Annotated in this window: 11 protein-coding genes; 5 read left to right on the top strand and 6 right to left on the bottom strand. The window is 68.2% G+C overall.

Annotation, left to right across the window (positions count from 1 at the left end; all coding sequences use genetic code 11):
• Positions 1–329: 329 nt before the first annotated feature.
• Entirely contained in the window at positions 330–1,301 is a 972-nt protein-coding gene (locus tag IGW04_RS12525; RefSeq protein ID WP_194713416.1) for a thymidylate synthase, read from the bottom strand.
• 145 nt (positions 1,302–1,446) lie between these two features.
• On the opposite strand from IGW04_RS12525, the gene IGW04_RS12520 reads away from it, so the two are divergent.
• A complete protein-coding gene (locus tag IGW04_RS12520; protein ID WP_194713415.1) occupies positions 1,447–2,778 on the top strand; it encodes a DUF3422 family protein in 1,332 nt (443 codons plus the stop codon).
• Positions 2,779–2,810: 32 nt separating this feature from the next.
• Here the strand turns inward: IGW04_RS12520 and IGW04_RS12515 are convergent, their stop codons facing one another.
• From IGW04_RS12515 to IGW04_RS12495, 5 genes are all read right to left on the bottom strand, one after another.
• Entirely contained in the window at positions 2,811–3,260 is a 450-nt protein-coding gene (locus IGW04_RS12515) for a hypothetical protein (RefSeq protein WP_194713414.1), read from the bottom strand.
• A gap of 125 nt (positions 3,261–3,385) precedes the next feature.
• Positions 3,386–5,170, bottom strand: coding sequence for an ABC transporter transmembrane domain-containing protein (locus IGW04_RS12510; RefSeq protein ID WP_194713413.1), 1,785 nt, complete (start codon positions 5,168–5,170; stop codon positions 3,386–3,388).
• 21 nt (positions 5,171–5,191) lie between these two features.
• Positions 5,192–6,262 carry a lipocalin-like domain-containing protein gene (locus IGW04_RS12505; protein ID WP_194713473.1) on the bottom strand — a complete coding sequence of 357 codons (1,071 nt, stop codon included), beginning with the start codon at positions 6,260–6,262 and terminating at the stop codon, positions 5,192–5,194.
• Between the two features lie 8 nt (positions 6,263–6,270).
• Entirely contained in the window at positions 6,271–8,784 is a 2,514-nt protein-coding gene (locus tag IGW04_RS12500; protein ID WP_194713412.1) for an FtsX-like permease family protein, read from the bottom strand.
• Positions 8,781–9,467 carry an ABC transporter ATP-binding protein gene (locus IGW04_RS12495; protein ID WP_194713411.1) on the bottom strand — a complete coding sequence of 229 codons (687 nt, stop codon included), beginning with the start codon at positions 9,465–9,467 and terminating at the stop codon, positions 8,781–8,783. The genes IGW04_RS12500 and IGW04_RS12495 overlap by 4 nt, the downstream gene beginning before the upstream one ends.
• A 163-nt stretch (positions 9,468–9,630) precedes the next feature.
• Here IGW04_RS12495 and IGW04_RS12490 point away from each other — a divergent pair, with 163 nt between their 5' ends.
• From IGW04_RS12490 to egtB, 4 genes are all read left to right on the top strand, one after another.
• A complete protein-coding gene (locus tag IGW04_RS12490; RefSeq protein WP_194713410.1) occupies positions 9,631–10,710 on the top strand; it encodes a transglutaminase-like domain-containing protein in 1,080 nt (359 codons plus the stop codon).
• 21 nt (positions 10,711–10,731) lie between these two features.
• Entirely contained in the window at positions 10,732–11,253 is a 522-nt protein-coding gene (locus IGW04_RS12485) for a TlpA disulfide reductase family protein (protein ID WP_194713409.1), read from the top strand.
• Between the two features lie 71 nt (positions 11,254–11,324).
• A complete protein-coding gene (gene egtD / locus IGW04_RS12480; RefSeq protein WP_194713472.1) occupies positions 11,325–12,215 on the top strand; it encodes an L-histidine N(alpha)-methyltransferase in 891 nt (296 codons plus the stop codon).
• Positions 12,216–12,233: 18 nt separating this feature from the next.
• Positions 12,234–13,481 (top strand): ergothioneine biosynthesis protein EgtB, encoded by a 1,248-nt coding sequence (gene egtB / locus IGW04_RS12475; RefSeq protein WP_194713408.1) that lies wholly within the window; start codon positions 12,234–12,236, stop codon positions 13,479–13,481.
• Positions 13,482–13,485 lie beyond the last annotated feature (4 nt).

The following is a 13,485-nucleotide window of genomic DNA, read 5'->3' as shown; positions in this document are numbered from 1 at the left end:
TTGTTTCTCCGATAGAAAAGGCGTAACCGCAGCGATGAAAGTGAATGAATGACATTGCTTTGCGCTTGCCTGCATGGCGGATTTCGGCGCTGCCAAGATTGAGTAGACAGGCGCATTGAAATGGTTCTTGCGCCGCCGCGATTTGTCCGAAGGTCAGATTCCCTGCACGCTTCGTCGCTAAGCCATGCGCCATGCGCCATGCGCAGGCGACGGCACGCCTGACCGAGGTTTCAATGGGGGCAAATGCCTGCGTGGGGGCTTGGACGTTGCGGCAGCCTTCTGCCTGGGGGAAACCGCCTGGCGCCGGGATGAGCGCCGGCTGCCGGCTTTTATACCGCCATCGGCGCCGTCAGCGGCGCATGGTGGACATAGCCTTCGAGCGAGAAGTCGGATGGCTCGACCTGTTCCAGCCATTGCGGCTCGTAGCGGCCGGTTTGGGCGAAGTCGGGGATGCGGTCGGAAATGACCAGGCGCGGCAGCGGATAAGGCTCGCGCTCCAGCTGTTGCTTCAGCATGTCCACATGGTTTTCATAGATGTGGGCGTCGCCGATGAAGTAGCTGAACCAGCGCGGCTTGTAGCCGGTCAGGCGGCCGATCAGGTGCAGCAGCGCCGCGCCTTCTGCCAGGTTGAATGGCGCGCCCAGGCCGATGTCGTTGCTGCGGATGTACAGGCACAGTGAAATCTCGCGGGTGGCGGCGTTCGGTATCAGCTGGTACAGCAGGTGGCAGGCGGGCAGGGCGATGGCGTCGAGTTCGGCCGGGTTCCAGCCATGGAACAGGATGCGGCGGCTGCCGGGATTCCTGATGATGGTGTCGAGGCAGTCGCGGATCTGGTCCACCGCCTTGTACAGCAGGATCTTGCTGCGGCCTTCGTCCTGCACGCTGGATATGATGCGAAAGCCGCGCTTCTGCGCATCGTCGATCTGGGCGGCGGCATCGGCGTCGAGCAGCTTGTAGGCGGGCCACTGGCGCCACTGCACGCCGTACACCGGGCCGAGGTCGTCCGGGCCTTCGCGGTAAGGGTTGGCCAGCCAGTCGGCGTTTTCATTGGCGTTCTGGTCCCAGACCTTGCAGCCCAGCGCGCGGAAGTCGGCTGCGCTGCGCGAGGCGCGCAGGAAACCGACCAGTTCCCCGACCACGGACTTGAAAGCCAGCTTCTTGGTGGTCACCGCCGGGAAACCTTGGTCCAGGTCGTAGCGCATCATTGCGCCCGGGATGCTGATGGTGCGAATTCCGGTACGGTTATCAGACCAGCTGCCGGTGTCAAGGATGGTGCGTACGAGGTCGAGGTAGGGTTTCATGGCGGCCGTATTTTACCGTAACCCAGCCGCGTGGTTCGATTGCCGCTGCCAGGCGCCTGCGAGGTTTTTAACGGCCAAAAGGGCGTTCACGGCTAGAATGCCCGTCATCCCGTCATCCCGTCATCCTGCATTGTTATTGCCGCCCATGATCTTTTCCAGCCTCAACCATGACCTGCGCGTGCCGCTCGCCGCGGAAGTCCATTCCCGTCCCTTCCTGCACCTGCATGGCGCCGAGGCGATCACCCACCTGGCGGTCTATGCCGGCAACGGCAAGCCCGCCGGCGCCGCCAACAGCGCGATCCAGCATGGGTTCCTGTCCAGCCTGTGCGCCCATTTCGGCGTGGCCGCGCCGGCTACCGAGGCCAAGTTCTTCTTTCACGACTTCGGCCGCTTCCGCCTGAAATGGGAATGCCACACCGAATTTGCGACCTATACCTTCGCCCAGCGGCATGACGCCGCCCCGGCCATCGAGGAAGCATTCGACCGGATGCCGCTGCAGCATGCGCCGCAGCAGTGGCTGGCCAGCCTGCAGGGCAAGATCATGGTGGCGACCCACGTTGCGCTGGACGGCTCGGACGCGCCGCCGCAGGAATATGCGCGGCGGCTGCGCCGGGTATTCGAAGGCAATCTGCTGGTGGGCAGCCGGGTGCTGCATGATGCCGAGCTGTGGACCGATTTCCTGATCCAGGCCGACGGCTTCTCGCGCATGGTGGTGCGCGACGTCGGGCTGATGGAGCAGCAGGCCGGGCGCCTGGTGCAGCGGGTGCTGGAAATAGAGACCTACCGGATGATGTGCCTGCTGGGCCTGCCGCATGCGCATGCGGCCACGCCGGCGCTCAATGCGATCGAGGGCGAACTGGCCGAGCTGACCGCGGCCATGGTGGCGACCGACGACCGCCGGGACAGCGACAGCCATGACGACGAGCAGGAACTGCTGGGCAAGATCACCCGGCTTGCGGCGCGGCTGGAAAAGCTGGCGGTGGATGACAGTTACCGGTTTTCCGCGTCGCAGGCCTATTTCCGTCTGGTGCAGTCGCGCATCGAGGAATTGCGGGAAGAGCGGATGGAAGGCTTTCCCACGGTGGAGGAATTCATGGACCGGCGGCTCACGCCGGCGGTCAGCACCTGCGCCGCCATCGCCAGCCGGCAGGAGGCGCTGGCGCGCCGGATCGCCCAGACCAACGACCTGCTGCGCACCCGGGTCGGCATCGTGCAGGAGCGCCAGAACCGGCAGATCCTGCAATCGATGAACCGGCGCGCGGCGCAGCAGCTGAAGCTGCAGCAGGCGGTGGAAGGCCTGTCGGTGGCGGCGATTTCCTACTATGTGATCGGCCTTTTGGGCTATGCCGGCAAGGCGGCCAAGGCGGCCGGCTGGCCGGTCAACCCCGACCTGCTGACCGGACTGCTGGTGCCGGTGGTGGCGGCCGGCGTCTGGCTCGGGCTGCGCCGCATGCACCGGCGCATGCATGGCGGCTGACGGAAGGCCGAGGGGCGTCGTCCCGTCTCGCGCTACAGCCGCTGGCGCAGGATGTCCCTCGCCGTCCGGGCGAAAAAGCAGGCATGCGGCGCGTCGCCGTGCTGTGCGAGAAAGTCGGCCAGGTCGTCATCGATGCGTACCACTGCCTCCGGCCGCAGGATCATTGCCCTGGACGCGAACCAGGCGGCGCGCGCGGCCAGCATGCGCCGCACCTTGTGGCGCAGCGCATCGTTGTCCGCATAATGCAGCAGCAGGCCGGCCGCATCCTCATCCAGCATGACCAGCTGATCGGCGAAGCGGTCGTCATCCGGCTCTCTGGCGCTGCCGGCCAGGCGCAGCATCGCCAGTCCGGCGTGGACCATGGCGCCGTCCAGAAACACGAGGTGGATTTTTTCGATCAGCCGGCTGGCCAGCCTGCCTGGGCCGAACCGCCGCTTGAACGGCGAGAACAGCGATGCCTGAAGGGACTTGTCTGTTTCCACACTGTTCTCCGGTAAAGTCGTTCCGATAATCGGATTCGTTACCGGAAAACAGTTCAGGTTCAGAACATGTGCGATCGAGGTAGGCGGCAGCCGGCGCCGTCCGGCAATCTTGCAGCGACCCGAGCCTAGCCCAGATTGAATTGCAGCGCCGCCAGTCCGGCATACAGCCCGCCGCGGGCCACCAGTTCGGCATGGGTGCCGGTCTCCACCAGCCGGCCATGTTCCATCACCAGTATGCGGTCGGCGCGCTGCACGGTGGCGAGGCGATGGGCGATGACCAGGGTGGTGCGGTTCTGCATGGCTGTTTCAAGCGCACCCTGCACCAGCCGTTCCGATTCGGCATCCAGCGCGCTGGTGGCTTCGTCCAGCAGCAGCAGCGGCGGGTTTTTCAGCAGGGCGCGGGCGATCGCAATGCGCTGGCGCTGGCCGCCGGACAGGCGCACGCCCCGGTCGCCGAGGAAGGTGTGATAGCCCTCGGGCATGCGCTCGATGAATTCATGGGCGGCCGCCATCCTGGCCGCACTGACCACTTCCGCGTCGCTGGCGCCGTCGCGGCCATAGCGGATGTTGTCCATCGCATTGGCCGAGAACACCACCGTGTCCTGCGGCACGATGCCGATCGCGCCGCGCAGCGCATGCAGGTCGAGCCGGCGGATGTCGACGCCGTTGAGCAGGATGCTGCCCTGCTGCGGATCGTAGAAGCGCAGCAGCAGCTGAAACAGCGTGGTCTTGCCGGCGCCGGACGGGCCGACGATGGCCACCGTCTCGCCGGGCGCAATGTCGACCGACAGCGCGGCGATGGACGGCGACTGCGGCCGGGAAGGATAGTGGAAGCCGACCTCGAGCAGCGACAGCGCGGCGCCGCCGGCGCTGCAGGTGCCGGGCGCCGCCGGCTGCGCGGGCGAACGGATGGGCGACTGCTCGGCCAGCAGTTCCAGCAGCCGCTCGGTAGCGCCGGCGGCGCGCTGCGCCTCGCCCAGCACTTCCGACAGCGCCGCGATCGCGCCGGCCACGATGGTGGCGTAGAGGATGAACTGGCCGAGCTGGCCGGCGCTCATCGTGCCTTCGATCACCGCATGGGCGCCCAGCCACAGCACGAACACGATGGCGCCGAACACTAGCAGGATGGCCACCACCGTCAGCAGCGAGCGGGCGCGGATGCGCCGCAGCGCGGTCTGGAAGGCGTCTTCCACCGCCGCGCCGAAGCGGCGCGCTTCCTGCGCCTCGTGGGTATAGGCCTGCACGATGCCGACCGCGTTGAGCATCTCGCCGGCCAGCGCCGAGGCGTCGGCGATCCGGTCCTGCGACTGGCGCGACAGCTTCCTGACGCGGCGGCCGAACAGCACGATGGGCAGCACCACAGCCAGCAGCGTGACCAGGATGATGGAGGAGAGCTTGACGCTGGTGATGAACAGCATGGTCATGCCGCCGGCGAACAGCAGCGCATTGCGCAGCGCCATCGAGATGCTGGTGCCGACCACCGCCTGGATCAGCGTGGTGTCGGCCGTCAGCCGCGACAGCACTTCGCCGGAGCGGGTGGTTTCGAAGAACTGCGGGCTTTGCGTCACCACATGGGCATAGACCGCGCTGCGCAGGTCGGCGGTGACCCGCTCGCCCAGCCAGGACACCAGGTAGAAGCGGGCCGCCGTCGCCACCGCCAGCACGCAGGCCACGCCGAACAGCGCCAGGAAATAGAAGTTGATGTGGCGCGCGCCGGCGCCGGTGACATTCGACACGAAGCCGAGGTCGATCAGCTGGCGGAAGGCGACCGGTATCGCCAGCGTGGCGCCGGCTGCCACCAGCAGCGCGACGCCGGCCAGCAGGAAGCGCTTGCGGTACGGCGCCATGAAAGGCAGCAGCCCGGCCAGGGTGGCAAGGGTGGAGCGGCGCTGGATGACATCCTGCTTCATGGTGTTCTCATTGGTTGGTGGTCATAGTTTCAGGGCTTCCACATAGCCGGTCAGTTCGAGGTAGCCGCGCCCGGCGCGCCGTCCGTCGCGCTCCACCGTCACCGCGCCTTCCCAGTAGACCGAGCCGGTCGAGGCGCGCGAGTCGAGTTCCTGGTCGTCCTGCAGCGGCTTGAGCAGCCAGCGGATGTCGCCGGTGCGGATCTCGATCTGTACCGGATAGCTGGCATTGGTGCGCGGCGAGCGCCAGGTGCGCTGCGGGCTGAAGCTGACCTGGTCGGGCGTGTAGTGGGTGACGCGGCCGGCGGCGTCGCGCACGGTGGCATAGGCCCACAGCTTCCTGCCGTCCTTGCCGCGGATCTGGAAGGCCATCAGCGCCGAGCCGTCGTCGAGATTGACGCCGGTCCAGTCCCAGCCCTGGGCATCCGGGTCGAGATAGCTGCTCGACCACTCCCGGTCCAGCCAGGCGCTGCCCGTCACCGCCACCGGCTTGCCGTGGCGGCTGACGCTGCCGCTGACCTTGAGCTGCGGCTCGCTGTAGTAGCGGCTGGCCTGCTCCGGCCGCGGGCCTTTTTTCGAGAAGCCGGCATCGCCCTGCGGCATCACCGGCTGGGTTGGCGTAAGGGTCAGGTCGAGCGCGAAGTCGGCGCCATTGACGCGGGTGTGGTAGACGCCGTTGGCGTCGCGCCTGAAGTTCCAGCGCTCCAGCGTGACATCGGCATCTCCGGTCTTTGCCCCGGCCAGGCCAAAGCCGGCACGGGCTGCCTTCTGGTCATGCAGCAGCCGGCCCTCGGCCGGGTCGGACAGCGCGGCATGGGCAATGATCAGCTGGTCCGGCGCGAACTTGCTGGGATTGGCCCGGTCGTGCTCGGTGGCGGCGCGGAAGAAGGTGACCTGGAAGCCCAGCGGCTTGCCGTCCGGCGTGCTGAGCCAGCCGGTGGCGTACCACCATTCGGTGCGGTAGTCCGGATGGGCGCCATGGTCGCGCGGGAAGTTCAGCGGCACGCCGGGCTCGACCTTCGCAAAGGTAGGCGGCGCGGCCGGCGCCTGCGCCTGCAGCAGGAGCAGCAGGCAGAAAAACAAGGCTTTCAGCATTGCCGGCATTACCAGTCCTCCCTGACGGCGCGCACCGCATCGCCCGACACCGCCTGGCGGCCGGCCACCAGCGCGGTGGCCGCGGCCGAGGCCAGGAGCGCCGCCGCCGCCGTGGCCAGCGTCGGCCATGGCATGTGCAGCTGCATGGTCCAGTGGAAGGATTGCGGATTGACGATGAATACCAGAATCAGGCTGATGCACCAGCCCAGCAGGAAACCGACCGCGATGCCGGCCGCGGTCAGCAGCGCGCCTTCGGTGGCAAGCATGGCCAGCACCTGCCGGCGCGTCACGCCGATATGGCGCAGCATGCCGAACTCCCTGGCGCGCGCCATGGTCTGCGCCGAGAAGGTGGCGGCCACGCCGAACAGGCCGATGATGATGGCCACCGCTTCGAGCAGATAGGTGATGGCGAAGCTGCGGTCGAAGATCTTCAGGCTGAGCGCGCGGATCTCGCCCGGCTCGGCCAGTTCCAGCGCCGCGCCGAAGGGCAGGGCGCGCACCGCGGCGGCGACATCGCTTGCCCGCGCTTGTGGCTTCAGCCAGAGCGCGGCGTCGTTCACCGTCATGTCGCCGGTCAGCGCCTGGTAGTCGGACAGCCGCATCTGGATCGCGCCGCTCTGGCGCGCATAGTCGCGCCAGACGCCGGCCACCAGCAGCGGCTGCGGGCTGCCCGAGATCGGCAGCGTGATGGTGCTGCCGACCCGGTAGCCATACAGGTCGACCATGGCTTCCGATACCCATACCGGCCGCGCGGTGCCGGCGTCCACCGAGGGCCCGGTCAACGGCAGGGTGCGGCCGGGGTCGGCGGCGTCGATCGGGCGGGCAATCAGCGCCACGCTTGGCTGGGCCGGGTCCAGCGCCAGCGGCGTCACCCGCTGGAAGTCGGCGCGCAGCACGCCGGGCAGGGCGGCGATGCGGCGCTGCTGATCAGGGCCGAGGCCGCCGGCATCGGCCGCGGCCGGGCTGCGCACGTACAGGTCGGCCGACAGGATATGGCGCAGCCAGTCGTCGACCGAGACCCGGAAGCTGGCCACCATGATGGCCATCGCCACCATCAGCGCAAAGCTCGACAGCACGCCGCCGAGCGCGATCGACGCCTGGTTAGGCGCATTGGCCAGGCGCGCCAGCGCCAGCGTGCCGACCGCGCCGCGTCTGGCGCGCAAGCCGGCGGCGGCGTTGAACACCCAGGCGGCGAAGCGCGGCATCAGCGCAATGCCGCCGATCAGCAGCAGCGCCACCGCCAGGTAGCCAAAGATGGGCAGGCCATGCACCGGCGGCAGCCGGGTCAGCGCCGCGCCCAGCAGCAGGCAGGCCAGCGCCGGCCAGGGTCGGGCCAGGCGCGCCAGCGCCACGTCCTCGCTGCCGGCCTTCAATGCCGGCGCCGGCCGCGCCCGCGCCGCCTCCCAGGCAGGGCTGGCGCTGCCCAGGATCGCAATGCCGGAACCGGCCAGGAAGAACACCAGCGCCGCCAGCGGCTGGAAGCGCACGCTCGGCTGCACGCCGGGGAAGTAGCCGCCGCCCAGGTCGCCGCCGAAGGCGCGCAGCGCCAGCGCCGCCAATGCATAGCCGAGGAGCAGGCCCAGCAGCGAGCCGGCCACGCCCAGCAGGGCGCCTTCGGCCAGCACCTGGGCCAGCACCTGGCGCCGGCTGCTGCCCAGAACGCGCAGCAGCGCGAACTGCTGGCGCCGCCGGATCACCGACAGCGCCTGGGTCGAGAACACCAGGAACGCGCCCGTAAACAGCGCCACCAGCGCCAGCACGTTCAGGTTGACCCGGTAGGCGCGCGACATGTTGTTGCTGCGCGCCTCCTGGTCCTCGGTCTCGGTCACCAGCAGCGCCGCGCCCAGCTCGCGCTGCAGGCCGGCGCGGAATGCCTGGCGGTCGATGCCGGGCGCAAGCTTCAGTTCGATGCGCGACAGCTTGCCCAGCCGGTCGAAGCGCCATTGCGCCGCGGCGATGTCCATCACCGCGATGCGCTGCCCGGAACGGGCCCGCACCAGGCCGCCGGCCACCCGCAGCCGGATGTCGGCGGTGCCCGAGCGCAGCGTCAGCATGTCGCCCGCCTTGACCTCCAGCCAGGCCATCGCGGCCGGCGACAGGAAAATCGTGTCGTCCATCAGGGTGTCGAAGGCGCGGCCAGGCTGCGGCACGCCGACCAGGTCGGGCGCGATGGCCGCGGCGCGGAACACGTCCACGCCGAGGATCTTCAGCGTGCCCTGATGCTGCGGCACGGTGGCATCGACTTCCAGCACCGGGCTGGCGAGCGTCACGCCTTCCCGCTGCGCCAGCCGGGGGAAGAGCGCTTCGTCGAAGGTGGCCTGGGCGCCGCGCACCTGCAGGTCCGACACGCCCGAGACGCTCTTGACGGCGGCGGTGAATTCATTGAAGGCGGCGGCATTGATCAGGTGGATCGCAAAGCCCAGCGCCACGCCGAGCGCGATCGCGCCCATGGCCACCAGCGCGCGCACCGGATGCATGCGCCATTCGCCGGCCAGCAGCCAGCGGGCAAGCAGCGCATTCATGCCGCGGCGCCGGCGGCCGCCGGATGCAGGCCGTCGCGCGTGAGCAGCAGCACCCGGTCGGCGCTGGCCGCCGCGGCATGGGAGTGGGTGACCATGATGGCGGACGCGCCGCTGGCCTTGATCTCCTCGCGCAGCAGCCGCAGCACGTCATGCGCGGTGTCGGGGTCGAGATTGCCGGTGGGCTCGTCGGCCAGCAGCAGCCGCGGCCGGTGCGCCAGCGCGCGCGCCATCGCCACCCGCTGCAGTTCGCCGCCGGAGAGCTGGCGCGGAAAGTTGGCGCCGCGCCCGCCCAGCCCCACCGCTGCCAGCAGTTCGGCGGCGCGCGCCAGCGGCAGCCGGTTCAGCAGCAGCGGCAGGGCGACATTCTGTTCCAGCGTCAGGTGCGGCAGGATATGGAAGGCCTGGAAGATGAAGCCGAGCTTCTGCCGTCGCAGCAGCGTGGCGGCGTCGTCATCCAGGCCGGACATGGCCACGCCGTCGATCAGCAGCTCGCCGCCGTCGGCATGGTCGAGGCCGGCGATCAGGTTGAGCAGGGTCGACTTGCCGACCCCGGACTCGCCCATCACCGCGACATACTCGCCGGGCGCCAGCGTGAAGTCGAGGCTGGAAAGGACGATGCGGTCGCCATAGCGCTTGTGCAGGCCGCGGCATTCGAGCGCGGGCGGTGTGTCGTCGCGCTTCATGGCGCGCCGCGTCGGGACATGCCCGGGAACTGCCGAGTGGTCATGAGCAGAGGATGGATGGATGCGATAAACTCCGCCAGTTTAGTGGAAGCGGCGCGATGCCGCTGACAGCATGGCCGCCGGCAAGACCTTTCCAACAAGATCACACATTCCAGGAGTTAGCATGGACAGACGTTCCTTTCTGAAAACGGGCCTCGCCCTGTCCGCTGCGGGTATCGCGCCCGTCGGCTTCGCCGCGGCCGGGGAAAGCCCCTGGCGCACCTTCGAGGTGACCACCCGGGTCGAGCTGCTGGAAGGCGGCCCGTCGCGCATCTGGATTCCGGCGCCGTCGGTCGACACCGATTACCAGAAGCTGGTCGATACCCGCTACAGCAGTCCCAACGGCACGGTGCAATTGGTGCAGGACCCGGTGTATGGCGCCGGCATCGTTGCCGCGCAGTTCGGCGGCGGCGTGCGGCCGGTGCTGGAAGCCACCAGCCGCTTCGCCACCCGCGACCGCGCGGTCAGTCTCGATGGCCCCGGCAGCGGCGCCGTGCTGTCCGACGCCGAGCGCGCCAAGTACCTGGCGCCTACCGAGTTGCTGCCGACCGATGGCATCGTCAGGACTACCGCGCTGGACATCACGAAGAACGCCAGGACCGATCTCGACCGCGCCCATGCGGTGTATGAATGGATCGTCGATAACACCCAGCGCGACCCCAAGGTGCGCGGCTGCGGCGTCGGCGACATCCGCGCCATGCTGGAATCGAACAACCTCGGCGGCAAGTGCGGCGACTTGAATGCGCTGTTCGTCGGCCTGATGCGCGCCGTCGGCGTGCCGGCGCGCGATGTGTACGGCATCCGCGTGGCCGATTCGAAGCTGGGCTACAAGTCGCTGGGCAAGTCGGGCGACATTTCCAAGGCGCAGCACTGCCGCGCCGAATTCTGGCTGGCGGGCCATGGCTGGGTGCCGGTCGATCCGGCCGACGTGCGCAAGGTGGTGCTGGAAGAAAACGGCGGCCTGCCATTGAACGATGCCAAGGTCGAAGCGGCGCGCAAGCGCCTGTTCGGCTCATGGGAAATGAACTGGCTGGCCTACAACTATGCGCACGACGTGAAGCTGCCCGGCGCGGCGCGCGGCCCGGTCGGGTTCTTCATGTACCCGAATGCGGAAGTGGCGGAGATGGGCCGGGTATCGCGCATCGACAGCCTCGACCCGGAAAATTTCCGCTACACCATCACCGCGCGCGAGATCATTGTTTGACCGCATGAAGACCCTATCCCGATGATGCTTCAATTGAAAAGTTGCGCCTGCGCGCTGCTGTCACTGCCGCTGATGCTGGCGGCAGGCGCCCATGCCAGCGAATGGAAGGCGTTTTCCACTGAAGGCGGGCAGGCGAGCGCGCCGCTGGTGCTGCCGGACCTGTCCGGCCGGGAAGTCGATCTGGCCTCGTTCAAGGGCGAGGTGGTGCTGGTCAACTTCTGGGCCACCTGGTGCGAGCCGTGCAGGGAAGAAATGCCGTCACTGCAGCGCCTGGAAAAGAAACTGGCCGGCAAGCCGTTCCGGGTGGTGGCTGTCAATATCGGCGAAGGCGCGCCGCGCATCCGGCAGTTCCTGGAGCGCACGCCGGTGTCCTTCACCATGCTGCGCGACGCCGAATCGGAAGTCATGAAGGCATGGCGGGTGCGCATGCTGCCGGCCAGCTTCCTGGTCGACCGCCGCGGCATGCTGCGCTACCAGCTGATCGGCGAAGCCGACTATGACGACCCGAAACAGCAGGCCCCGATACTCGAACTCTTGAAATAGAACAGGACCCGACATTGGCAGACCTTATCCCTACCCGCGATACCCAAGCCAATGTCATCCGCGACGAGCTGATGGCCGGGCTCTCCGCGCCACAGGCGATGGCTTCACCCAAGTACCTGTACGACGCGCTCGGCTCGAAACTGTTCGAAGCCATCTGCGAACTGCCCGAGTACTATCCGACCCGCACCGAGGCCGCGATCCTGGCGCGGCATGGCGCCGACATCGCCGAGTCGGTCGGTCGCGGCGTCACCCTGATCGACCTGGGCGCGGGCAACTGCGCCAAGGCGGCGCGGCTGTTTCCCTTGCTGTCGCCGGCGCAGTATGTGCCGATCGACATCTCGGCCGACTTCCTGCATGACGCCGTGCAGCAGTTGCGGCAGCGCTTTGCGCAGATCGACATGCTGCCGCTGGGCATGGACTTTTCCGCCACGCTGGCGCTGCCGCAGGAGGTGGGGCGGTCGCGCCGGCTGTTCTTCTATCCGGGTTCCTCGATCGGCAATTTCCATCCGGACGAGGCGCTGGCTTTCCTGCGCCGGCTGCGCGCGGCCGATGGCGAACTGCTGATCGGCATCGACCTGGTGAAGGACCATGCGGTGCTGGACGCGGCCTATGACGACGCGCTTGGCGTCACCGCCAGCTTCAACCTGAACCTGCTGAACCACCTGAACCGGCTGCTTCAGGCCGATTTCAAGCTGCGCGAATGGCGCCATCGCGGCTTCTTCAATGCCGCGCTGTCGCGCATCGAGATGCACCTGGAAGCGCGGCATGCGCTGACGGTGCGCTGGCGCGGCGGCGAGCGGCGCTTCGCCGAAGGCGAGCGCATCCATACCGAGAACAGCTACAAGTACACGCCCGACAGCTTTGCCGCGCTGCTGCGCGAGGCAGGCTACCGGCTGGCGCAATCGTGGACCGACGAGGCCGGCTGGTTCATGGTCTGCCATGCGCGCCGCGGCGACGTGTAGGCAGACAAGGAGAACAGCATGAGCGACCCGCTACTGCAGCGCGAGCACACCACGCCAGCCGCGCTGCGCCAGCGTTTCAACGCGGTGCGGCGGCGCTCGGTGAGCCTGTCCGAACCGCTGTCGGAAGAAGACTGCTGCGTGCAGTCGATGCCCGACGCCAGCCCGGTCAAGTGGCACCTGGCGCATACCACCTGGTTCTTCGAGACCTTCCTGCTCGAGCCGCATGAGCAGGGCTTCGCGCCGCATCATCCGGCCTTCCGGATGCTGTACAACTCCTATTACAACGGCGTCGGCGAGCGTCATGCGCGGGCGCAGCGCGGCCTGATCACCCGGCCCTCGTTCGACGAGGTGCTGGCATACCGGCATGCGGTCGACGCCCGGATGGGCGCGCTGCTCGGGGCCGGCAAGCCGGAGGTGGTGGCGCTGGTCGAACTCGGCCTGCAGCATGAAGAGCAGCACCAGGAACTGCTGCTGACCGACGTCAAGCATCTGCTGTCGATGAACCCCCTGCTGCCGGCGTATGCCGGCAGTCCCTTGCCGCCCGCGCCTGCCGCGCCGGCGCTGCGCTGGGTGGAGTTCGACGGCGGCGTGGTGGAGATCGGCCATGCCGGCGACGGCCACTGCTTCGATAATGAATTGCCGCGCCACCGTCATTTCGTCGAGCCCTACCGGCTGGCGTCGCGGCTGGCCACCAACGGCGACTACCTTGCCTTCCTGCGCGACGGCGGCTATGGCGATCCGTCATTGTGGATGTCCGAAGGCTGGGACTGGGTGATGCGCGAAGGACTGCGCCATCCGCTGTACTGGCATGAGCGGGACGGCCAGTGGCATGAATTCACGCTGCACGGCCTGCAGCCGCTGGACCTGCAGCGGCCGCTCACCCATCTTTCCTGGTTCGAGGCCGATGCCTATGCGCGCTGGGCCGGCGCGCGCCTGCCGACCGAGGCGGAATGGGAGCATGCGGCGCGCGATGCCACCGACGCCGCGGCGCGCGCGCTGCATCCGGCCGCGCGGGGCGACGGCGTCCTGTCAGACCTGTTCGGCGCCTGCTGGCAATGGACATCCAGCAGCTACGGGCCTTATCCGGGCTATCTGTCGCAAGCCGGCGCGCTGGGCGAGTACAACGGCAAGTTCATGTCCAACCAGTACGTTCTGCGCGGCTCGTCCTGCGCCACGCCGGCAGGCCATGCGCGGCCGAGCTACCGCAACTTCTTTCCGGCGACGGCGCGCTGGCAGTTCAGCGGCGTCAGGCTGGCGCGCTCCTGAGCGA

This window comes from Noviherbaspirillum soli, assembly GCF_015352955.1.
In the GTDB taxonomy this organism is placed as follows: Bacteria; Pseudomonadota; Gammaproteobacteria; order Burkholderiales; family Burkholderiaceae_D; genus Noviherbaspirillum_A; species Noviherbaspirillum_A soli.
The sequence above is the reverse complement of the archived record's forward strand: the minus strand, read 5'-3'. Positions and strand labels throughout refer to the sequence as shown.

Coding starts and splice junctions, on each gene's coding strand:
- IGW04_RS12525 (WP_194713416.1), bottom strand. CDS start 1,301: ATGAAACCCTACCTCGACCTCGTACGCACCATCCTTGACACCGGCAGC.
- IGW04_RS12520 (WP_194713415.1), top strand. CDS start 1,447: ATGATCTTTTCCAGCCTCAACCATGACCTGCGCGTGCCGCTCGCCGCG.
- egtD (WP_194713472.1), top strand. CDS start 11,325: ATGGCCGGGCTCTCCGCGCCACAGGCGATGGCTTCACCCAAGTACCTG.
- IGW04_RS12505 (WP_194713473.1), bottom strand. CDS start 6,262: ATGCTGAAAGCCTTGTTTTTCTGCCTGCTGCTCCTGCTGCAGGCGCAG.
- egtB (WP_194713408.1), top strand. CDS start 12,234: ATGAGCGACCCGCTACTGCAGCGCGAGCACACCACGCCAGCCGCGCTG.
- IGW04_RS12495 (WP_194713411.1), bottom strand. CDS start 9,467: ATGAAGCGCGACGACACACCGCCCGCGCTCGAATGCCGCGGCCTGCAC.
- IGW04_RS12510 (WP_194713413.1), bottom strand. CDS start 5,170: ATGAAGCAGGATGTCATCCAGCGCCGCTCCACCCTTGCCACCCTGGCC.
- IGW04_RS12490 (WP_194713410.1), top strand. CDS start 9,631: ATGGACAGACGTTCCTTTCTGAAAACGGGCCTCGCCCTGTCCGCTGCG.
- IGW04_RS12485 (WP_194713409.1), top strand. CDS start 10,732: ATGATGCTTCAATTGAAAAGTTGCGCCTGCGCGCTGCTGTCACTGCCG.
- IGW04_RS12500 (WP_194713412.1), bottom strand. CDS start 8,784: ATGAATGCGCTGCTTGCCCGCTGGCTGCTGGCCGGCGAATGGCGCATG.